Here is a 20,688-nt window from a genome sequence, read left to right as displayed (position 1 = left end):
CGTCAAAATCAAAAGAATAGGCTAATTTTACCCACGCTTTTGCAGGGGAGGTCCTTATGATTTTTTTGGAATTATTGGTTGTGCTGGGCGCTATTTATTTGGGCGCCAGAATAGGCAGCATCGGTATCGGGCTTGCGGGTGGCATGGGGGTGTTGATACTCACCTTAGGGTTTGGGCTAACGCCTGGTTCCATTCCTATCGAAGTCATCTTAATTATTATGGCTGTCATTACTGCGATCGCAGCCATGCAGCTTGCTGGTGGCATGGACTACTTGGTTAAGCTGGCCGAGCGGCTGCTGCGCCGATACCCTAAGTATATTACTTTTCTAGCTCCCATGGTCACCTATGCCATGACCTTCTTCGCAGGCACAGGCCATACTGCATATTCCACTCTGCCTGTGATTACCGAAGTAGCCAAAGAATATGGAATTCGTCCCTCGCGGCCACTGAGCATTGCAGTGGTTGCCTCACAAGTTGCTATTACCGCCTCGCCTATTTCAGCAGCGGTGGTTTATTTCTCCGGTATCCTTGAGCCTCTTGGGGTAGGCTATTTAACCCTATTAGCGATATGTATCCCCGCTACTTTGCTGGCCTGTTTTGCTGGTGCCTTGGTGGCAAATATGATGGGAAAGCCGCTGGATGAGGATCCTGTATATCAAGAGCGATTGGAGAAGGGACTGGTTAAACTCCGGGGTAAACAAGCTTTTGAAATTCAACCGGGGGCCAGGCGCTCCGTTCTTTTGTTCTTGCTAGCCATTGTCGCCGTAGTGTTTTACGCAACAGCTATCTCCGATGCGGTGGGTTTGATCGCTAACCCGGTTCTACCACGAGATGCCGCTATCATGGTCTTCATGCTAACAACCGCCGGTGCCATTACTCTAAGCTGTAAGCTGGAGGCAAGTCGTATCCTCAATATGCCCACTTTCCAATCGGGTATGTCGGCCTGCGTGTGTGTACTAGGGGTGGCATGGCTGGGCAATACGTTTGTCTCTAATCATATCAACGAAATCGAGGGTATTGCTGGCGAGATGCTCGAAAGCTATACATGGCTGTTAGCAGTCACTTTGTTTTTTGCTTCCATGCTGCTCTACTCCCAGGCAGCCACTACTAAAGCCTTGATGCCTGCGGCACTAGCTATGGGTGTGGATCCCTTAACTGCGGTGGCTTCTTTCGCGGCGGTGAGCGCGCTATTCGTGTTACCTACTTATCCTACCCTGTTGGCGGCTGTGGAAATGGATGACACAGGTTCCACCCGAATCGGTAAAGCGGTATTCAACCATCCTTTCTTTATCCCCGGTGTTGTGACTATCACCGTGAGCGTAATACTAGGCTTTGTTTTTGGTGGGCTGCTGCTTTAACTACCTGCACCCATGCCCCGCATCTCGACTACGGATGCGGGTTCTCATATTGCTATTTACAGAAATAGCAATCTCACCAGTGCTTTTCTTGATGTACATCAATAGTCCTTTGGACTAATGAACAGGGCCTTCCTCTTGTATGGTAAGTTCGAATAGACAAGACGGCAGCGCAGATTGCCGCCAGTACCACCTTTGACTTGGCTAATGAAGGGGCTTTTCATGCAGCAGCGAGATTTCGATATCGTGATTGTGGGTGGGGGAGGCGCAGGATTACGCGCTGCCATTGGGGCCGCTGAGCAGGCCAAGGAGCAAAACACACCTCAACGTATTGCGCTGCTGTCCAAGGTTTACCCCATGCGCTCCCATACCGTGGCCGCGGAAGGCGGGGCAGCTGCGGTTACCAGCGCAGAAGACTCCCACCAGGCGCATTTTGATGACACGGTGTCAGGCGGTGACTGGCTGGTTGAGCAGGGGGTAGCTGATTACTTTGTCCACCACGCCTATCAAGAGCTGGTGCAGATGGAGCGCTGGGGTTGCCCCTGGAGCCGCAAGGAAGATGGCCAGGTACAGGTGCGCCGCTTTGGAGGCATGAAAACTGCCCGTACCTGGTTCGCTGCCGACAAAACCGGCTTTCATATGCTCCACACGCTGTTTCAGACCTCGCTCAAATACCCTGAGATCGAACGTTTTGATGAGTACTTCGTGCTCGACCTAGCGGTTCATGAAGGTTCCGTGATTGGGGTGATAGCTCTTCAGGTGGCCACTGGTGAACTGACCTTGTTGCGCGCTAAAGCGGTGATTCTCGCCACCGGCGGTGCGGGGCGCCTTTTTCGCTTTAATACCAATGCGGGCATTGTCACCGGTGACGGTATGGCGATGGCCTATCGCCACGGCGTGGCGTTGCGGGATATGGAGTTTGTGCAATACCACCCCACCGGACTGCCCGGCTCCGGTATTCTGATTACCGAAGCGTGCCGGGGCGAAGGGGGTATTTTGCTCAATAAAGATGGCTACCGCTATCTGCAGGATTACGGCCTAGGCCCGGAAACGCCGCTGGGCAAGCCGGAGAATAAATACATGGAACTGGGACCTCGGGACAAACTCTCCCAGGCCTTTTGGCAGGAACAGCAGGCGGGCCGCACCGGCAAATTTGGCGACAGCGACGTGGTCTATCTCGACTTGCGCCACCTGGGTGAAAAATACATTCTGGAGCGTCTGCCATTTATCTGCGAGCTGGCCAAAGCCTATATCAACGTTGATCCGGTGAAAGAGCCGATTCCCATTCGCCCAGCGGTTCACTACACCATGGGCGGGATCGAAACCGACCCTCAGTGCGAAACCTCGATTGCCGGACTATACGCCGCCGGGGAGTGTGCCTCCGTTGGTTTACATGGGGCCAACCGGCTGGGTTCCAACTCGCTTACCGAGCTACTGGTGTTTGGCCGCTTGGCCGGTGAGCAAGCAAGTCAACGTGCAGCGCAAACCGAGTGGGCCGATATGCACTTGCTGGAAGCCCAGGGTGATCGTCAGCTAGCCAAGCTTTCTAGGCTCTGTGACGGCGCCGGGAGCGATGAGAACTGGGTAGAACACAAGCACGCCATGGTGCAGGCTATGGAGAACGGCTGCGGTATTTATCGCACCGAAGCGAGCATGCGGCAATCGCTTGAAACCATACGCCAGCTACGAGCGCGCTACGAAAAGGTACGCGTTAACGATACCAGCAAAATATTCAATACCGAGCTGCTTGAGTTTATCGAGTTTGGGTATGGCCTAGATATCGCCGAAGCCTCTTGCCTGAGTGCACTGGAGCGCCGTGAATCACGCGGTGCTCACCAGCGCTTGGATGACGGCATGCAGAAACGCGACGACGTTAACTACCTCAAGCATAGCCAGGTGTTCTATCAAGGCGAAGCCAATGCCGAGTTGCACTGGCAGGATGTCGATGTGCGGTTTTCCGCGCCGGCTGAGCGGGCCTATGGCGATGCGGGCAAGGGGGGCAAGGTATGAACACCCAGCAGATCAGCACCAAACAAGTCAGCGTCAAACGCTATCTGCCAGACAGCTCGGCTGAACCCTTCTGGCAGCAGTACGAACTACCGGTGGACGACAGTACCTCGCTACTGGATGCCCTCAACCATATCAAAGAGCAGCTCGATAGCACGCTGAGTTACCGTTGGTCGTGCCGTATGGCGATTTGCGGCTCCTGCGGGGTCATGGTTAACGGCATTCCCAAGCTCGGCTGCAAAACTTTTTTGCGTGATTATGACGGTGATATCCGCATCGAGCCGCTATCCCACTTCCCTGTACAGCGGGATCTAGTGGTGGATATGGAAATATTCCTTGAGCACTTGGCCGCGGTTAAGCCCTACTTGATCGATGACAATCCGGTAAAGCCGTATGACCCGCAGGCGCCGGAAACCTATCAGCAGTCGCCCGAACAGCTCGCCCGCTACAAGCAGTTCGCTAACTGCATTAATTGTGGCCTCTGCTACTCGGCTTGCCCGCAGTTTGGACTTAATCCTGAGTTCCTTGGCCCGGCGGCACTAACGCTGGCCCACCGTTACAACCTGGATAGCCGCGATCACGGCAAGAAGCAGCGTATGGCCGAACTTAACCGCCATGAGGGGGTATGGAGCTGCACCTTTGTGGGCTTCTGCTCCAAGGTATGTCCCAAACACGTCGACCCGGCCGCTGCGGTGAATCAGGGTAAGGTCGAGGCTGCCAAACACACGCTTATTGCGCTGTTTAAAGGTTAGGGGGAGGAGAAATCGTGGATAAATTATCGTCGCAACGCCTGCCGCCACTGAAACGTAACTGGTGGCTCAAGCACCGCTTTTTTAAGCTCTATATGCTGCGCGAAGCCACGGTGCTACCGCTGGTTTTTTTCACGCTCTGTTTACTCGCCGGTATGGTTGCTCTGTTGCAGGGGGCGGAGAGCTGGCAGGGGTGGATCGCCTTTATGGGTTCCCCCATTGTACTGCTACTGAACCTTTTGGCATTGGCTGCCAGCCTGTTCCACGCCGCCACCTTCTTTGTACTGTTCCCGAGGGTGATGCCTATTCGCATCGCTGGGCATAGTCTGCCCGATCAGGCCATTGTTGCCGGGCAGTGGGCGGGAGTCGTAGCGGTCGCGCTGCTGTTTTTCTGGCTATTGGGAAGGGGGGCAGCATGAACATGAACAAACACGATGTTCAGCACAAACAAGCCTTTGATGAACCGCTTTGGTGGGGACTGTTTAGTGCAGGCGGCGTCTGTTTTGCCGTTTTGCTGCCCGCCGTTATCCTGTTTATCGCCGTTCTACTGCCCCTGGGCTTGCTACCCGCTGAGGCGCTGAGCTATGAGCGGGCATCTTCGCTGCTGTTTAGCGTACCAGGCTTTCTGTTTGTTGGTGCGGTGGTTTGCCTACCGCTATTTCATGCCGCCCACCGCTTGCGCCATGGGCTGTTTGATATCAGCGTGGGCAATGACGCACTTAACAAAAAACTGATGTACGGTGGGGCTGCGCTGCTAAGCATTGTAGCCTTGGGCATAGTCGTGGCGGGCTTTTTTAGCTAAACGACGTACTGTCCTCACCTTATCCCTGACAGATAAAAAAGAGACAGGCATGATCAACGGACTCACTGAAACGGAACTCTATGCCCCAATCGAGTGGCAGGATCGCTCCGATGGCTATCAGGATATTTTGTACCACACCAGTGCCGAGGGCATTGCACGCATCACCATCAATCGCCCCGAGGTACGCAACGCCTTTCGCCCGCTGACGGTCAGCGAGATGGCCCAAGCGCTGAATCGCGCCCGTCACGACAGCGCGATTGGCACCATACTGCTCACCGGCGCAGGTGACAAAGCGTTTTGTTCCGGCGGTGATCAGCGCATTCGCGGTGACTATGGCGGTTACCAGGATGAAGAGGGCACCCACCATCTCAACGTGCTGGATTTCCAGCGCGATATTCGCACCTGCCCCAAGCCGGTGGTTGCCATGGTGGCGGGCTACGCTATCGGCGGCGGCCACGTTTTGCATCTAATGTGTGACCTGACCATTGCGGCCGATAACGCGGTTTTCGGCCAAACAGGCCCCAAAGTTGGCTCTTTTGATGGTGGCTACGGTGCCTCCTATATGGCGCGCATTGTGGGCCAGAAAAAGGCACGGGAGATCTGGTTTCTGTGCCGTCAATATAGCGCCGCCCAAGCGCTGGAAATGGGGCTGGTCAACCATGTTGTGCCGCTGGAAGCGCTGGAGAAAGAGAGCGTGCGCTGGTGTCGCGAGATGCTACAGCACAGCCCCATGGCGTTGCGCTGCCTAAAAGCCGCCCTCAATGCCGACTGCGATGGCCAGGCCGGTCTACAGGAACTGGCGGGCAATGCCACCATGCTCTACTACATGACCGAAGAGGGGCAGGAGGGACGTAACGCCTTTAACGAAAAGCGTCGCCCGGATTTTTCCCGCTACCCGCGTAACCCTTAATGCAGCTGGCGCTTTACCGCTACTCCCTACCGTTTCGTCAGCCGTTGATGTTTAAAGGCCAGCGGCTGGCGCACAGAGAAGGGATGTTAGTTTCCATCAACGGGCAATGGGGCGAGATTGCTCCGCTGCCCGGCTTCTCGGCTGAAACGCTGGCGGAAGCAGAAGTGGAAAGTCTCGCCTGCCTGGCTGCGTTAAGGCGTGGTGAGATAGCCTCTCCAGCACTGCCTTCGGTGCAATTTGGGTTTGACTGCGCCCAGCGCTCTTGGCCAAACAATCTCCCTGCGCCTTTGCCGCCCTACCCGCTGCTCCAGGGAGCACCTGCAGTGCTGATCGAGTCTCTTTCAGCAGGCCGTTGGCAAACATTGCCGCCGACCCGGCTCAAGCTAAAGGTGGCACGCTACGCCATGGAAGAAGAGCTGGCACTGATCGAGCAGCTTGCCAAATGGCTCCCAGCTACCAAGCTGATTCTGGATGCCAACGGTGGCTGGACGCATAAAGAAGCCCTGCGCTTCTGCGGGCGCCTACCCCTTGAACATATCGACTACCTGGAAGAGCCCTGCGCTACCTTTGCCGATACCATCGCAGTAGCCGAGGCAACGGGAGTAACCATCGCGCTGGATGAAACGCTATCGCGTCGGGAAGAGTGGCATTGCCACCCTCAGCTTAAAACCCTGGTAATCAAACCCACACTGATCGGCTCGTTAAGCGACTGCGAGGCACTCGTCCAGCGAGCGCGGGCGGGTAACCTCCGCGTGGTGATCTCCTCCAGCTTTGAATCTGATTTAGGTCTTGGTCTGCTTGCTCGGTTGGCCAGTGAGTGGGCGCCCAATGAGCCGCCGGGGTTAGATACGGGACATTGGCTTACCGGGCGCATTATCACTGCCACGGGCGAAGTGATGACAGAAAGCTTGAACTGCCTCTCTAAAATGGAAAATTCAGCGTGAAAGATACTTGCCCTATTCACTACTGGGCCAAAGAGACCCCGGAACGTATTGCGATAGAGGCTGGCTCGGTAATGCTAAGTTATCGGACGCTCAATCGTCGCGTGGCGTCTTTAGCACAGCAACTGGCCCGGAAAGGTTTTGTACCGGGTGATCGGCTAGTGGTTCCCGCCAAAGGCTCGCTTGAATCCTTGCTGCTGGCGTGGTCCTGCCTGCGGGCCGGGGTTATTTTCTGCCCGCATAATCCAGCGTTCCCTGTAGCCCAGCAGCTCAATTTAGCCAAGCGTTTGCAGGCTGACTGGGTTTGCCAAACGGAAAGCGACAATGATTACTCTTCACAGCTAACGCCAATTACCCTGAGTTTCCTGGCGGAAGCTAACGCAGATGAGCCACCATCGATCGATGGTAGCCAGCTCTGCAACACCATTTTTACCTCCGGCTCTAGCGGTACGCCCAAGGCGGTGTTACATAGTGTGGCGAATCACTTGGCTTCCGCGCGTGGTTCAGCGTCGTTTATTCCCGTTGATCAAAACAGTGGCTGGCTGTTGTCGCTGCCGCTGTTTCATATCGGTGGCTACGCTATCCCGTTTCGTGTTTTTCTCGCCGGTGGGCGGGTGATTCTCGATGATGCTCCGCAAACGCTTCCCGCGCGCCTTGAGCAGCAGTCAATCACCCACCTTTCACTGGTGCCGACCCAGCTGTGGCGGCTGTTGCAGGCAGGTTTTACACCTCAGCGTACTCAATTGCGGGAACTGCTGCTGGGCGGCGCGGCGATACCCGCGCCGCTGGTGGCGAAGATGACATCACTGGGGCTAACACCGAAAGTTAGCTATGGGCTGTCCGAGATGGCCAGCCAAGTCTGCACTGGTATCCCCACCGCGCCGGGCGTCGTCGGCAGGCCTCTGCCGGGCCGTGAAGTGAGGATTGTCGAGGGTGAGATACAGGTGCGCGGTGAGACCCTATTCTGCGGCTATTTGAATAATGGCGAGGTTGATCCAGGCCTAAACGACGAGGGCTGGTTTGCTACCCGCGACAAGGGGCACTTCACTTCGGAAGGCGCGCTGGTAGTGGAAGGGCGGCTAGATAACGGCTTTATCTCCGGCGGCGAGAATATTCAGCCGGAAGCTATCGAACAGCGTTTGGTCGACAACCCCAGCGTCGCCCAGGCGCTGGTCGTACCGGTGCCCCACCCCGAATGGGGAGAGCGCCCGGTGGCGTTTATCGATTGGCACGGCGAGGCCGTATCGGAACAAGCACTAAGCACTTGGGTACGCGAGGCGCTGCCCGGCTTTATGGTGCCCGACGCTTGGTTAGCCTGGCCGCCAGGAGTGGGTTTTAAGCCTTCCCGAAAGCAGTTCTCTGAGCTGGCGCGGGCGCAAATAATAATTTATGAATCAAACATCTAGCATTGAGGGTGTACCGTTTGGGATATGGAATGTAACGTTAACGCCGTGAAATCCAGCTATTTCAATAAATATTTTAAACTCAGAATATTACGACGTATGTCGTGATGTGAACTGATCTATGGGCCAGTCGTGCGCATGATAGTAGGTACCAGTAGTGATCTAGTTGCCCCCACCCCACCCCTATCCAGAACGCCAGGTTAACGCCACTCATGATAAAACGCTTTCCACCATATCAGCCCAGGGGAGCAGGCAGCTCGAGCCGAAAATAACTGGCTAGGTGCCCATAACGTAGTGGGGGCAGCGTCATCATAATCAAGACCCCGAACCAGAACAGGGTATCCCAGGCGTTCTTGCCGGCAGCACATCATCCCAGGTTAATCCATCGTTGAGCAGGAGTATGGAGAGGCCAATAAACGCCTATGTTGTGGTATTGAGGGTGACCCAATCGCCTATAAATAGCGCCGGGATATCCGCCCAAAGCAGCAACAGAAAGACAAGCAACATGATGCCTTCGTTTCTATTGAGCTTACCTAGTGCAGCAAGTTTATGGAGTGCCATTTGCGAGTCATGAGGTGTCTGTTTGGCTTCAGGCGGATGCAGCCAGTAAAAAATCAGCGGCATGGCCAGCCCGGGTAACAGCATAGGACTGCCTAGGTCGTCCAACTCAACTGAATCTCTGGAGCGGTGGCAGTGACAGATGTTGCTGAGGTAATAGGGTTGGTATGATAATGCACCTGAGCTAGGTATGAGCCGATTTTGTCTGAAATGCCATCTTCCTGTCGTGCATCAAAGTCTTTAGCAATCAAGCGCATGATGTCGCTGTCACGGGCAGTATTGAGGGGAGTTATGGGAGTAACTATGAGTTTAGAAAAAATCAAACGATAGTCAATTTCCAGAGTTTTTCTTACCACAAATAGTGATGAAATAGTAGCTTATTAAGAAGAAAGTGCATTATGGCTTCACTACCGAATGGGATAGTTACATCGGCGTGTAGTGATTTTTAACCACTAGATATAATAAATGAATAAGTCGGCGATGTAGCCCATCGCCGACTTGTATTAAAGTTTATAAAAGGCTACGCCTTGTTGGGCTCATGCGCCAGCTTGTCCTTGTCGTAACGAATCTTAAAGAACAGTGAGTAGAGCACAGGCACCGCAATCAGCGTCAGGATCGATGCAAAGGCTAACCCACCCATGATAGTGACTGCCATGCTATTGAAGAAGGCATCCGTCAAAAGTGGGAGCATGCCGAGAATCGTGGTGCCAGCGGCCAACAGCACCGGGCGAAGACGGCTTACACTCGCATCAACAAGAGCTCTAATTGCTTCTTTATCGGTGTCGATCTGATCATCAATTTCATCGACCAGCACGATGGCATTTTTCATGAGCATCCCCGATAGACTCAGCATGCCTAGTAGCGCAGTAAATGAGAATGGCAACCCAGTGAGCAAAAGCCCAATCACCACACCGCATACCGACATAGGTACCACCAGCCAAATGATCAGCGGTTGCTTAAGCTTCCCGAACAGCAGGATCGAGATCAACAGCATGATTAGTACGCTGATGGGTATTTGTTTAAATAAAGCGGCCTGAGCATCACCTGAATTTTCATATTCCCCTCCCCATTGGAAGGAGTAACCAGGCGGCAACTCGATCGCTTCGAGATTGCTGCGTATCGACTGGAAGGCTTCATTGGCAGTATAACCATCGGCCGTGTCTGCTAGCACGGTAAGTGTGCGGACTCGGTTACGACGTGAAATCAAGCTCTCTTCGCTTCGCGTCTCGAAGGCGTCGACGATCTGGCTGATTGGAATGAACGTTTGCTCGGCATTGCTCCACACCAGACGATCCGACAGCAGGTCGACATTGTCGCGCTCGTTGGCGGGCGGGCGCGCGACCACCGGGATGAAGTTGTCACCTTCGCGGTAAGTGCCGGCTTGCGTGCCCGAGGAGGAGAACTGCAATGTCTGGGCGATCTCGTCACGATTGACGCCAGCGATCCTTGCTCGCTCCTCGTTGATAATCGGCACCACCATCAATTCCTGCTGTCGCCAGTCATGCCTCACATCGATGAGCATGGGATTTTCCAGCATCAGATGCTCCGCCTCTTCGGCAAGCCGACGCAGAACGGCAGGGTCGCTACCCTGGAACCTCGCTTCTACATCTGCCCCATCCCCGGGGCCGAATTGCAGTCGCTGGGTGCGCACCTCGGCTTGTGAATAGGCTTCGCTCAGTTCACGGTAGATTTCCGGATCCAGTGCATCGATGGTCTCCAAGTCCTGGGCTCGAATGATGAACTGCGCATAGGAGGGGTCGGGCTGCTCAGGGGCATAGGTCAGCATGAAGCGCGAGGCACCACGGCCAATAAAGGATGTGACCGACTCGACACCCTCTTTCTCCATCAGGTAGCGATCTATCTCCTTGGCGTCGCGTTCTGTGGCACGAATGTCTGTGCCGTGTTGAAGCGAGTAGTTGACATAGAAGATGGGGGTGTTGGAGTTGGGGAAGAAGGCCTGGGGAATCAGTCCGAACCCCCAGATACATAGTGCGGTGATGGCAACCAGCAAAGCAACGGTTATGAGCCTGACACGCAACGCAAGGGTCAGTAGTTTCTGATAAGCACGATAGAGAAAGCCAGCGTATGGATCCTTATCGTCACCCTTGATATTCTTCAGCAGATAATAACCCAACAGCGGCGTTACCGTGATGGCAAGCAACCAGCTCAGCAATAATGAGATCATGATGACCATGAACAGAGAGAACAAAAATTCACCTGTTACATCGTCGGAGAGGCCGATCCCGGCGAATGCCATGATCCCAATGACGGTGGCCCCGAGCAACGGAATCTGAGTGCGCTTGGCCGAGGCGCTGGCAGCATCCGTTGCGCTCTGGCCACGTTTGATATTGATTACCATCCCCTCGGCGACTACGATGGCGTTGTCGACTAGCATGCCCATGGCGATAATGAGCGCGCCAAGCGAGATGCGCTCCATCTCGATATTCAAGATGGCCATAAATAGTAGGGTGCCCAGTACGGTCAGCAGCAGTGTGGCGCCCACTACGACACCGATCCGCCAGCCCATGAAGAGGCACAGCACGATAATGACGATGGCCACCGACATTGCTAGGTTGATCAGGAAATCGTTGATGGCATCATCCACGACCCGGTGCTGCTCGTAGATGGGATGCAGCTCCACCCCCAGTGGGATGCGGCCCTCGAGCGATGCCAAATGGGCTTCGACTGCTTTGCCCACCTCGATGATATTCTCGGTCTCAATGCCGGCAATCGCAAGGGTGAAAGCATCCTGCCGGTTGTGGCGGATGAGGTGATTGGGAATCTCTGTGGTCGTGCGATAGACATGTGCGATGTCGGCCAGTGACACCTGTTCGGTGGAGCCGGGACGCCCGATGCGGATTGATTCGATATTCTCGACACTGTCAATCTGGGTTCTTGCCACTATCCTGACATGGCTATCACCTACTCGCAGAGATCCTGCACTTTCAACCGTATTTTCAGTCTGAATAGTGTTAAGCACTTGTTCGATGGGAATGCCCAGCGTTGTTAGGCGTTCATTGGGAATTTCTATATAAATAGTCTCCTCACGTTCGCCAGCTGTCGCAACACGAGATACACCGGATACGCTTAATAATTCTCGTTGCAAAAAGGTGGATATCTTCCGAATTTCGTTAGTTGAATAGCCTTCAGCTGTTACTGCATAGAACAACCCATAAACCTCGCCAAAGTCATCATTGACCTGGGAGGGGGAAGCGCCTTCAGGCAGTGTCCCCTGAGTATCGTTGACCTTCCTTCTCAGTTCGTCCCAGATCTGGGGAAGCTGATTGCTGCCATAGGTATCGGCAATCTCCACTTCAATTTCCGATCTTCCCGGTAGTGATAGAGACTCGATAATATCGACTTGAGGTAACTCCTGTATTGCTCGTTCCAGGCGCTCTGTGATCTCCTCCTCCACCTCCTGCGCTGTGGCGCCAGGATACTCAGTGTTGATGATGGCATTGGGAATCGTGAAGGCGGGATCCTCCAGTTTACCTAACGTATTGAACCCCCAAATCCCGCCAAAGAAACAGATAATGATGATAAGCCAAGTATTGAGTGGTCGCTCAATGGATGATCTTGTAATATTCATGACAAACTCTCTATAGTGCCTGTTCCAGCGGCCGAACCGGCATGCCGTCACGCAACAAGTGCAAACCGGCGACCACGATGGTAGTACCTCGTTCCAGTCCGGAAATGACAGGCACGCTATCGCCACTGATCTCGCCTAATGCCACCTGCTGGGAGGTTACGGTCTTTTCGTCGGTGTTGTAGCGCCAGACATGAAAGTTGCCGGCCTCATCCTTGGCGACCGCGCTGACGGGAATCATGATGACAGGAGGCATGACATCATCGGCCAGGGAAATGAATACCGTCGCGGTCATGCCGGGCAGGGCGACTAAGGGAGTATCGTCGATGAGAGCAAACTCTACTTCATAGGTTTGCGCAACTTCATCGGGCTCGGTGACATGTTCGCGATATTCAAGAGGGATGCGATGGCCGGGCATGGCTAACAGTTCGGCTTCGATCTCGAAACGATCAGAGTTGGCGACATACTGGATCAAAGCTTCCGGCGCACTCATTCTGATTCGGAGCTCGGTAACATCCTGTACCCTGACCACCTGTTCATTAGGCTGAATGTTGCTGTGTAGGTCCGTTAGGCGGCGAGTCACCAACGCATCGAAGGGTGCCCTAATGGTAGTATACGAGAGATCCTGCCTAGCACTTTCCAACTGAACTTCCGACAGTTCAAAGTTGGTTTGAGCTTCATCGAACACGGACTGAGAAACAGCGTTGTGCGCCAGAAGGTTTCGCTTGCGTTGCATGTCGCGTCTAGCGAGGTTGCTTTCCGCTTCCGCTTTTCTTAACGCTAATGCATAGTCGGTTTGTTCGAGGCGAGCTACCAACTCGCCCTCAGGAATAACGCCACCTTGAATTGCTGGAAATTCAGACAGACGACCACCCACTTGAAATGAAAGATCGACAGTATTCAGGGCATCGACTCGGCCTACGAAACGGCGACTTATGATATCACTTTGCTGGTTAGTTTCTATAACTTTGACCACTCGCGGGCTCACTTCACGCTCTTTTTCGTCACTGCTACAACCAGTTAATAATACTGAAAAAATAAATATAAATGTTTTTTTTGGTCTCATTAAAGCCCTTCCTTGATGTAATGGCCGAGTGAAGTTTATAGGCGATGATGTTTGTTTTAAGTATGAGGGCATTTATTATGACTCTATGAGTCCGGGGTTTTTAATGTGTTTATTTTTTCATGTATGCTTTATTCCTATTTGAATTGCTGTTTACAATGCTGGGTTATATGGTGATGGTTGATTTGAGTATTATTTAATCGGTAATGGTGGAATATTTACCGCTGAACTTCTAGTGGCCTAGGGCGACAGCATGTTGGCTTTCTGCGACAGGAAAGAGGAGGCTTATGACTAAAATGGCAAAAACTCCCTCCACGAATGCAATCGAAAAGGGGACTATTGCTGCGTCGGTGGCGAGATATAAGATCGATGTGATCCGAAAGGTGGGGTTGGACGAGAAGCGTCTATGTTATTCGGTGGGTCTTAACATGGCCGAGCTTGATGACCCGAATGGCCGTATCTCCAAGGCCGTTCTCTTTCGTCTATTCTCACTTGCTTCAGCAGAATCGAAGATGATTAGTTTGGGTTTACAGTGCGATGAGTATCTCGATGCCGGTTTCTTGGGCATAGTCGGCTACACTATGATGTCTTGCTCAAATTTCAAGCAGGCGTTGCAACGTTTGGAAAGGTATTCTGTTCTCCTCGATGATGAACTAGAGGTGTGGACCGAGCGGGAAGAGGGGAATTTAAGATTATCGGCCAGGATCGGTTCGGTTGAGCGTTATCCTTTCGATTACATGATGGCAGGAATTAAGGGGTTTTTGAGCTTTTGTAAGGTATTACTGGGGAGCTATCCGATTACACATGAGCTTAACGTAATGTACGGTAGGCCAAATAGTTATGAAGAAGGGACATTGTTTTTCAAAAACATTAATTTTGAGATGCCTTTTTTTTCAATTTTATTTGATGCTGACACGCTTTCCAAACCACTGCGTTCTTTCAACCCTAATCTTGACCGCGTTCATGTAGATATTGCAGAGGCAATGCTTGAAAATTTTAATTCAGTAAAAAGTGTTGATTATATTAGGCAGTTAATTAGTGAGTCACTTTCAGGCCGAGCTCTTAGCCTGGGGGATTTGGCTATTCGGTTAAGTGTGAGTAAGCGAACCTTACAACGTGAACTTGAAGTACAAGAAACTAGTTTCAAAGAGATACTTGATGATGTACGTAAACAGCAAGCCAAGCAATATTTGCTCTACTCCAAGAAGAACATGAAGGAGATCTCCTGGAGTCTTGGATTTGTTGAGATTAGTAGCTTTTATCGGGCCAGCCATCAATGGTTTGGGATGACTCCAAAGCAGTACCGCTTCAAGCATCAAGAGTTATGATTCCAGTGCTATCAATGACTAGAAATATAAGAGGTTAGAGCATGTTTTTAACGTTTAAGGAAGAGCCTAATGTTGTTTTCAAGGGATTGCTTACGCCGCTGCTAGTTGGCGCAATCCTGTCAGGCTGTGCCATGGGGCCGGAGTATCAGGCACCTGATATTGCTCTGCCTGAAGAGTGGCCTGAGCATGTGTTCTTGAGTGACAAGCAGCATCATGATTGGAGTGACTGGTGGCGCCAGTTTCAAGACCCTAAACTTGACGCATTGGTTAAGCAAGCTACTAGCGAGAATCTCGAGTTAAGGCTTCAGCTTCAACGTATTCAAGAGGCCCGTGCTCAACTAGGTATGTCACGTGCTGAACAATTTCCTACGGTAGCGCTTCAGGCTGAGGCTTCGCGCGAACGCACCCCTGGAGCGATGCTGCCTGGTAATGGAGACATGGAGCCGATCCGTGATTTGATAGAATCGACTAACAACATGTTTTCGATCACCGGCGTTTTAGAGTATGAAGTGGATCTGTGGGGCAGGCTGGCGCGGGAGCGTGAAGCGGCGGAGGCTATGCTTGAGGAGAGTGCTTTTGCTCACGACGCCGCGCGTATCGGTATCATAACCGATGTCGTATCTACTTATTTCAATCTGAGAAGCGCAGAAGCTCAGTACCGGATTACCGAAAATACGCTTGCTTCACAAGCAGAATCGTATCGTCTTGAGCAATTACGCTTTGATCTGGGCGATACCGATGAACTGGCACTGCGTCAGGCCCAATCTGAGCTGGAAACCTCACGTGCTGAACTGCCTGGCCTGAGACAGCGGGTTCGCTTACTTGAGGGGGCCCTTGCCATTCTGGTCGGTAAGTCGCCTGCTGAGTTATTCGCCGAACTCGATTTTGGTGATTCGCAGTTGGATGAGATAGTCTTGCCAAGTGGGATGCCGTCGGTACTGCCCTCCGACCTGCTGCAGCGTCGCCCGGACATTCGAGCGGCTGAGGCCACCATGATCGCGGCGAATGCCCGGATAGGCTCGGCTGAGGCGAGCAGGCTGCCATCACTCAATCTCTCTGCATTTCTGGGGAGTAGTGCGGCGGACACCACTGATCTGTTCACCTCCTCAGCCGAAACTTGGGGGCTAGGCGCTTCCATCGCCGGGCCACTCTTCGACTTTGGGCGGGCGCGAGCGCAGGTTGAGACTGCTGAGGCACAAGCCGAGCAGGCGAATACTCAGTATCGCGCTACAGTCAATACTGCATTCAATGAGGTGCGTGATGCACTAGTAACTTACGACACCAGTGGTGAGCGGATTGATACGATACACAAACAGGTTGAGGCGATTAGCCATACCTACGATTTGGCCAAAATCCGCTATCGTGAAGGTATGACGAGCTTCATCGAAGTCCTGGATGCCCAGAGAGCACAGCATTCGGCTGAACTGGAGCTGGCTGAAGCGATGCGCGATCGCCTAACAGCGACTGCGACCCTGTTTAAGGCGCTAGGTGGAGGCTGGGAAGACCCCCGCGATGCCGTCGAACTGGCGATGCAGCAGGAAGAGTGATATCGATTGTGTTGGCCTCCTGTCGACAAGAAGCCATTGGCTCCCGTTAATAAGTGTTGGCTAGATCTTCGTGCAGAATACGTCTGATTTCCAAAATAGCTTGTGCATTTTCCTGGACGCTATGTCCGGAAATAAGCACTTTTTCAGAAGACGCTCCAGCTAAGTGCGCACTGGTGTATGGCACTAGCCCATCATCTGAGGCTATCAAGAGGGTGTTGGCGTTTCGTTGGGCAATAATCGAATGGTATTGAACCTGGGGAGAAATAGGCAGGTTGCTGATTGCTCTAACGAAAGGGTCTGACTCACTCAAGTTATCGATACTGTTGGGGAGGCGAAGTCGGCCCCCGTCTGACTGCCTTTCGGTATTGGCCAACGTCTTAATAACATCATCGAATTCTTCCAGTAAGGTTAGCGGCAGTCGCACAAGACGGGCCATTGCTCTCCCTAGGCGATGGCCCGCAACTGGCGTACCTCGATGCGGAGCAGCAATGAAGATCGCACGATGAACCTCGGGCAGCGGTTCGAAATGGAGTAAGGGATCTAGGTGTTCCTGGACGAGCGTCAGCTGCTCCTGGGAAAGGTCGTGACTTTCCACTAATTTCCACAGACTGTCTCCGCTAGAGGAGACCATAAGACGCGCCAAAACGCCTCCCATACTGTGTCCAATCAAAACGATACCTTGTGAAGCAAGCGTTTCGGAGGTTGGGTCAAACTGCTGCAGGGTCTCGGCAACGGTACTACGGATCCTCGCATGATTCAGGGCGAGTGGCATATTGGTGGGATAGTAGACTTGCCATATTTGAAAATTTTGCCGCAAGGTTTCATCGCCCAGAACTTCATTGGCAACATTAACCCAGGCTTCAGGGCTGCTGCCAAGACCATGCAGCATAAGTATGACACGCCGTTCAGGATCGAAGGGCTGCATCATATAGATATGCGGTCGATTTATACCCTGCCTTTGGCCTCGCAAGGAACGGAGGGCCTGACGTGCGAAGTCGGAGTTCGCTAACCACAGGCCATAGCCTGCAGTGAAGTTCGCGGCTAAAGGAATTTCGTGCCCATGTAACTCGATGCTAGCGTCTTGATAGGGGTCGCGTACGATCACTTCAAGTGCTTGGGTGGATAGCACATGAGCGAGGTCTTCGCCGGGAAAATGGAGCAGTGCGGTAAGTGCCGGAAAAGGCATTTCGCTATAGACTCTAGCACGATGAAGCGCAAGGCTATCGTCCATTACTGCTACCAGTTCGGCACCAAAACCGTCACGTCGATACGTGCTGCGCAAACCGGAAAATACCAGTGAAGATGCTGGGATAAGCTCCTCGGGCACATCGTTCTCGTCGGCGAAATGGAGCCCGGTTATGTCGGTGGTAATATTCCAACCAGTAAGAGTAGGCGTGTCATAAGCAGAGAGGCTAGTGCTGCTTTCGGCAGCTGCGATATTCTGTTGAAACAGCCCGGAAATAACTTGTTGAACTGCATAATTATAGTAGTCCCGTACCTGAATCTGACGATCTTCAAAGGCGCGTTCCCCAGGTGATCGTTCAGTGAAGAATAGGTAGGCATAGGCATGTCTGGCAACCTCTACCCAAGCGTTAATGTCAGTCTCAGAGCGAGGAGTACTGCTTGATGCTCCTGCTCGCGACATCGCCACTTGAAGCCAAAGCTCTGCAAGTGCTGAAAGCCGCCGTTCATCATCTATGCCAAGCGCATTGGCTAAGGCAACGACACAGTTTTGGGAGGGCTCACGGCATGGGCCTTCGTCCAGACCGATAACATGAATAGTTTCCTGCGTGGCTGCGCTCAGCTCGCCCGTGGTAAGTAGGTCCCCTCGCTTAAGAGCGATGTACTCACCAGGAGTGAGCGAAGAGACGCCGACCATGGCGCAACCGCTCGACAGCGTGGTAAACAGTAGGATTATGATGAAAAGCCTAGCTGGGTTCACAATGACACCTTGTTAATTTTAAGTGTATGGGGTTCTCTTCATCCGGCCATGGTGCCGATGATTAGCGCATTGATTAGATCGATGAAGAACCCACACACTAGCGGAACGACGATGAAGGCATTCGGCGCCGCACCGTACTGACGTGTGACTGCGGTCATATTTGCGATAGCCGTGGCGGTGGAGCCGAGTACGATACCGCCGAAACCGGCGCACATTACGGATGCCTCGTAGTCTTTCCCCATGACACGGTGCACGACAAAGATCACGAACGTTATAGTTAGCAATATCTGTATGGTCAGGGAGGTAGCGATGAAGCCCAAAACGCCTTGTAGCTCCCAAAGTTGCAGCCCCATTAGCGCCATGGTCAGGAACAGTCCAAGGCTCATGTCTGAGATCAGGGCGATGCCGGGTTGCATACTCGGCCAGTTCCACAATCGACCTCTGCCTTCATGGGTGATTAAATCGCATAAGCTGCGCAACATGATGCCTGCCAGCAGGCAGCCCACGAAGTTTGGTAGCTTCAGGCCACTTATGCTGATAAGTGCAGTCAATCCTTGTCCTAGCATTAGGGTTAGATTGAGCCAGAAGAGGGCTAGCAGCACGCCATGATAATCGAGTCGCAGTAATGGCTCATCTTTGTGTAGAGTGCTGATTTCTAGCTCGGCGTCGCCGGAAGGGCGGGTGTTATGTCTGCGTATAAGGAATCCGGCAATTGGACCGCCAATCAGGCAGGCCGCTATCAACCCAATCATATTGGCGGCCAAGCCAAGCTCACCGGCATTGATGATGCCGAGTTCCTCAACGAAGTGAGGTGTCCAGGCCATAGTGGTGCCAACACCGCCAGTCAGTGAGATTGAGCCAACCATTAGTCCCGCGCGGGCATCCATGCCAAAGCCGGTAGCGATGGCCATGCCAGTGAAGTTCTGCAGCACGATGAAACCACTGGCTAATGCCAGCAGTATCATCAATGGGCGCCCACCCTTGATCAAGCTACTGATCTGGGAGTTCAAGCCGATGGCGGCGAAGAAATACAGCAAGAGCATGTCACGCGCACTAAGCTCAAAGAAAACACTAATATCGAAAACGTAATATAGAAGACAGACGATGGCCGCGCATAACGCACCGCCGACCACCGGTTCGGGAATGCTGTAGCGGCGTAGTAAGGACCAATGCTGGGTGAGCCCTTTGCCGATGAACAGCAATAGAATAGCCAGAGTGAAACTGAGAAAGGCGTTGATCTCTAACGATGGCGGCATAGGGTGTCTTTATTGTCGTTGATTAGAAAAAAATGCCAGATGGTCATGGTGCTAAAAGTTCATGCAGCATCCGCGTGTGAGCATGTCGCAGAGAGTCAACGGTGGCAGTAGCGGTGGTTTCGTCAAAAATCATTTGCCAGACAGCACCGTACAGCGCTGGAGCCATCAATAGTGCAGCGTCATCAAGGAAGGCACTATGGCGGAGGTGGCCATTATTGGCAGCTGCTTTCAAAATGGCCTGCTGCTCGGCGAGATACTTGTCGATAATCTCCCTGCGCCAAAAGTCAACAAGGTGGGGAATACGTCGGCTTTCCGTCAGCAGCAGTTTTAAGGTAGCAATGACGTCTGGGTCACTCAGTTGGCCATAGAGATGGTCAATAAAGGATTTTATCGCTTCATTCAGCGACTCACCGCCAGTTAGTGCCCATTGCTGATTGTTGAAGCTTGGTGTCAGGCGCTTTAACAGCAGTGCTTCAAATATCGACTCTTTACTCTTAAAGTGGGCATAAAGGCCACCTTTCGAAAGCTCCGCTCGCTGGGCGATATCCTCCATACGGGCAGAGGAGAAGCCATGTTGTGAAAATTCCACCAGGGCCGCACGGAGTATTTGTTCTATACGAACGTCAGAAGGAAGACGGCGATGTTTGCGAATAGAGTTAATAGCAGGATAAGACAAAGCGAAGTTACTCATCAGTGGGCGTATGAAAGGCGTTATTTTTTATCACTTCTTGTTCTCCAGTGCGAGAAATTGCATGCCCGAGAGTATCCCTGACCAGCATAACGGGTACGGGAGCGATACGTGCAACTTGCTCGGCATCGCTGCCGAGTAGTAAGCGTTGCACTCCGCGCCGACCATGGGTGCCCAGAATAATGAGATCGGCCAAGGATGTCGTTGCATGGTCAGCGATGAGTTCCGATACCCGCTTTCCATCGGCCTCTAGAAGTACTGTAGTGACGATGACCCCCTGTGCCTCTAGCTGGCCGCGTGACCTGTCGAGAAGAGTATTGCCCACTTTCAGAAAATAGGGCCTGACTTTTTCGATATAGGCCCGTGGGCTTTCGAAGCCATTGGAGTACTCCAGTGCATTAACGATATGAAGTAGCTCGATGCTGGCGCCGGTCAACTTGGCCAGGGAACTTGCCTGAGCCAAGGCCAAAAGGGAGGTTCGGCTGCCGTCGATGGGTACAAGCAATTTTTTGTACATAGTTGATTCCTGAAAATTTCTTTCTTAGAGGATCGG

18 protein-coding genes are annotated in these 20,688 nt (G+C 52.8%); 10 read left to right on the top strand and 8 right to left on the bottom strand.

Going from position 1 to position 20,688, the window contains the following annotated elements:
• The first annotated feature begins 56 nt into the window (after positions 1-56).
• From ACQKE4_RS00860 to ACQKE4_RS00825, 8 genes are all read left to right on the top strand, one after another.
• Positions 57-1,358: an anaerobic C4-dicarboxylate transporter gene (locus ACQKE4_RS00860; RefSeq protein WP_290834445.1), complete on the top strand. Its 1,302-nt coding sequence runs from the start codon at positions 57-59 to the stop codon at positions 1,356-1,358.
• 219 nt (positions 1,359-1,577) lie between these two features.
• A complete protein-coding gene (frdA, locus tag ACQKE4_RS00855; RefSeq protein WP_427386477.1) occupies positions 1,578-3,365 on the top strand; it encodes a fumarate reductase (quinol) flavoprotein subunit in 1,788 nt (595 codons plus the stop codon).
• A complete protein-coding gene (locus tag ACQKE4_RS00850) occupies positions 3,362-4,114 on the top strand; it encodes a succinate dehydrogenase/fumarate reductase iron-sulfur subunit (RefSeq protein ID WP_427028951.1) in 753 nt (250 codons plus the stop codon). Before frdA ends, ACQKE4_RS00850 begins: the two co-directional genes overlap by 4 nt.
• Positions 4,115-4,128: 14 nt before the next feature.
• Positions 4,129-4,530 (top strand): fumarate reductase subunit C, encoded by a 402-nt coding sequence (locus tag ACQKE4_RS00845; RefSeq protein WP_427386476.1) that lies wholly within the window; start codon positions 4,129-4,131, stop codon positions 4,528-4,530.
• A complete protein-coding gene (frdD, locus tag ACQKE4_RS00840; protein WP_427386475.1) occupies positions 4,527-4,913 on the top strand; it encodes a fumarate reductase subunit FrdD in 387 nt (128 codons plus the stop codon). Before ACQKE4_RS00845 ends, frdD begins: the two co-directional genes overlap by 4 nt.
• Positions 4,914-4,962: 49 nt before the next feature.
• Positions 4,963-5,823, top strand: coding sequence for a 1,4-dihydroxy-2-naphthoyl-CoA synthase (gene menB / locus ACQKE4_RS00835; RefSeq protein ID WP_295711620.1), 861 nt, complete (start codon positions 4,963-4,965; stop codon positions 5,821-5,823).
• Positions 5,823-6,767, top strand: coding sequence for an o-succinylbenzoate synthase (gene menC / locus ACQKE4_RS00830; protein WP_290702220.1), 945 nt, complete (start codon positions 5,823-5,825; stop codon positions 6,765-6,767). Before menB ends, menC begins: the two co-directional genes overlap by 1 nt.
• A complete protein-coding gene (locus tag ACQKE4_RS00825; protein WP_427386474.1) occupies positions 6,764-8,170 on the top strand; it encodes an AMP-binding protein in 1,407 nt (468 codons plus the stop codon). Before menC ends, ACQKE4_RS00825 begins: the two co-directional genes overlap by 4 nt.
• A gap of 417 nt (positions 8,171-8,587) precedes the next feature.
• Here ACQKE4_RS00825 and ACQKE4_RS00820 read toward each other — a convergent pair whose 3' ends face one another.
• From ACQKE4_RS00820 to ACQKE4_RS00805, 4 genes are all read right to left on the bottom strand, one after another.
• Complete coding sequence (locus tag ACQKE4_RS00820) at positions 8,588-8,812, bottom strand: anion permease (RefSeq protein WP_022521699.1); 225 nt, start codon at positions 8,810-8,812, stop codon at positions 8,588-8,590.
• A gap of 8 nt (positions 8,813-8,820) precedes the next feature.
• Positions 8,821-9,081, bottom strand: coding sequence for an anion permease (locus tag ACQKE4_RS00815; RefSeq protein ID WP_022521700.1), 261 nt, complete (start codon positions 9,079-9,081; stop codon positions 8,821-8,823).
• A 164-nt stretch (positions 9,082-9,245) separates the two neighbouring features.
• A complete protein-coding gene (locus ACQKE4_RS00810; RefSeq protein WP_427386473.1) occupies positions 9,246-12,314 on the bottom strand; it encodes an efflux RND transporter permease subunit in 3,069 nt (1,022 codons plus the stop codon).
• 10 nt (positions 12,315-12,324) lie between these two features.
• Complete coding sequence (locus tag ACQKE4_RS00805; RefSeq protein WP_290836375.1) at positions 12,325-13,299, bottom strand: efflux RND transporter periplasmic adaptor subunit; 975 nt, start codon at positions 13,297-13,299, stop codon at positions 12,325-12,327.
• Positions 13,300-13,661: 362 nt separating this feature from the next.
• Here ACQKE4_RS00805 and ACQKE4_RS00800 point away from each other — a divergent pair, with 362 nt between their 5' ends.
• Both ACQKE4_RS00800 and ACQKE4_RS00795 read left to right on the top strand, forming a co-directional pair.
• Positions 13,662-14,702, top strand: coding sequence for an AraC family transcriptional regulator (locus ACQKE4_RS00800; RefSeq protein WP_290836374.1), 1,041 nt, complete (start codon positions 13,662-13,664; stop codon positions 14,700-14,702).
• A 41-nt stretch (positions 14,703-14,743) separates the two neighbouring features.
• A complete protein-coding gene (locus tag ACQKE4_RS00795) occupies positions 14,744-16,249 on the top strand; it encodes an efflux transporter outer membrane subunit (RefSeq protein ID WP_427386472.1) in 1,506 nt (501 codons plus the stop codon).
• A gap of 46 nt (positions 16,250-16,295) precedes the next feature.
• Here the strand turns inward: ACQKE4_RS00795 and ACQKE4_RS00790 are convergent, their stop codons facing one another.
• The 4 genes from ACQKE4_RS00790 to ACQKE4_RS00775 are packed head-to-tail and all read right to left on the bottom strand — an operon-like array spanning position 16,296 to position 20,652.
• Positions 16,296-18,191, bottom strand: a complete 1,896-nt coding sequence (locus tag ACQKE4_RS00790; protein WP_427386471.1) for an esterase/lipase family protein — start codon at positions 18,189-18,191, stop codon at positions 16,296-16,298.
• Between the two features lie 38 nt (positions 18,192-18,229).
• Complete coding sequence (gltS, locus tag ACQKE4_RS00785) at positions 18,230-19,447, bottom strand: sodium/glutamate symporter (RefSeq protein WP_081193869.1); 1,218 nt, start codon at positions 19,445-19,447, stop codon at positions 18,230-18,232.
• A 43-nt stretch (positions 19,448-19,490) separates the two neighbouring features.
• Positions 19,491-20,123: a TetR/AcrR family transcriptional regulator gene (locus ACQKE4_RS00780; protein WP_427386470.1), complete on the bottom strand. Its 633-nt coding sequence runs from the start codon at positions 20,121-20,123 to the stop codon at positions 19,491-19,493.
• Positions 20,124-20,130: 7 nt separating this feature from the next.
• Complete coding sequence (locus tag ACQKE4_RS00775) at positions 20,131-20,652, bottom strand: universal stress protein (protein WP_022521708.1); 522 nt, start codon at positions 20,650-20,652, stop codon at positions 20,131-20,133.
• Positions 20,653-20,688 lie beyond the last annotated feature (36 nt).

Source organism: Halomonas sp. NPDC076908 (assembly GCF_050269715.1).
GTDB lineage: Bacteria > Pseudomonadota > Gammaproteobacteria > Pseudomonadales > Halomonadaceae > Vreelandella.
The sequence above is the reverse complement of the archived record's forward strand: the minus strand, read 5'-3'. Positions and strand labels throughout refer to the sequence as shown.